The sequence below is a fragment of the Undibacterium sp. RTI2.2 genome (assembly GCF_035018705.1).
In the GTDB taxonomy this organism is placed as follows: Bacteria; Pseudomonadota; Gammaproteobacteria; order Burkholderiales; family Burkholderiaceae_D; genus Undibacterium.
In genome coordinates, this window is sequence record NZ_JASJXN010000114.1 from 1 (window position 1) to 1,206 (window position 1,206).

Genomic DNA, 1,206 nt, shown 5'->3' on the forward strand with positions numbered 1-1,206 from the left:
ATTTTTTTGTTCATAAGCATTGGGAGGCAGATTTCCCAATGTGGAGTGCAATCGGACGTTGTTGTAGAAGGCGACGATATAGTCTGCAATATCTTTCATCGCCTCAGCGTGATTGGCATAGTCCTGACGCCATACGCGCTCCATTTTCAGGTTCAAAAAGAAACGCTCCATCACTGCATTATCCCAACAGTTTCCCTTGCGGCTCATGCTGCAACGTAAGCCATTTTTCGCCAGCAGTTGTTGATAGGCTTCACTGGCATATTGACTACCCCTATCCGAATGGACAATCATGCCCTTGGCTGGTTTGCGTTGCATCATCGCCATTTGCAATGCCGCACACACCAGCTCTGCCTCCATGTTGGGAGCCATTGCCCAACCAACGATTTTGCGGGAATACAAATCCAGCACCGCTGCCAGATACAGCCAGCCACTGCGCGTGCGGATATAGGTCATATCTGCTACCCAGGCAGCATTTGGCTGTGTCGGTTCAAATTGTCGGTTCAGAATATTCTCGGCAACAGGTAAATCATGTTTGCTGTCAGTCGTGTGGATAAATTTCCGCTTCCATACCGGCGTGATGTTATGTTGATTCATCAAGCTGCGCACACGATAACGTCCCACTTGCCAGCCTTGGTGTCTCAGGCTGGTTTGCAGGCGCCGGCTGCCATAAGTACTGCCGCTGGCAGTAAAACTCGCTTGCAAATGAACGCTGATGCCGCAGACCGTTGCCGGACGTTTCTGCCGTTGTTGCGCTGCATAGAATCCTGAACGGGAAACGGCCAATACGCGACATGCCTGCAGCGCTGGTATAGCCTCCTTTTGCAACTGTTGAACCAGCCGGTAGTTCATTTCAGTTCCCGGGCAAAGAAGGCCGAGGCTTTTTTTAAAATATCGACATCCATGCGCAGCTGGCGGTTTTGGGCTTCTAACTCGCGGATGCGGATCTGCTCGGCGGTGAGTGGCTTACCAACTCCAGGCAGTCCGCTTTGTTCCGCACGCACCTGGCTGAGCCAGCGACGTACAGCGGTCTCGCCTAACTTCATATCTTTGCAGACTTGCGATACGCTCAAGCCTTGATCATGAATCATGCGGACAACTTGCAGTTTAAAATTGGTGTCAAATGTTCTTCTTTGCTTTGTCATTTCTTTCCTCGATAGGTGAATTATCCACCTATCTTGGTGTCCGTTTTTATTAGACCACTACAAT

1 protein-coding gene is annotated in these 1,206 nt (G+C 50.2%); it reads right to left on the reverse strand.

The annotated features are described in order from the left end of the window. Positions 1-1,142, reverse strand: a protein-coding gene (locus QN395_RS21315) for an IS3 family transposase (RefSeq protein WP_323493041.1) whose coding sequence is annotated in 2 segments (ribosomal slippage) — positions 1-875 and positions 875-1,142 — 1,143 coding nt annotated over the 2 segments. Because the reading frame shifts where the segments join, the coding sequence is not laid out codon by codon here. This gene is flagged as partial in the annotation. Positions 1,143-1,206: the final 64 nt, after the last annotated feature.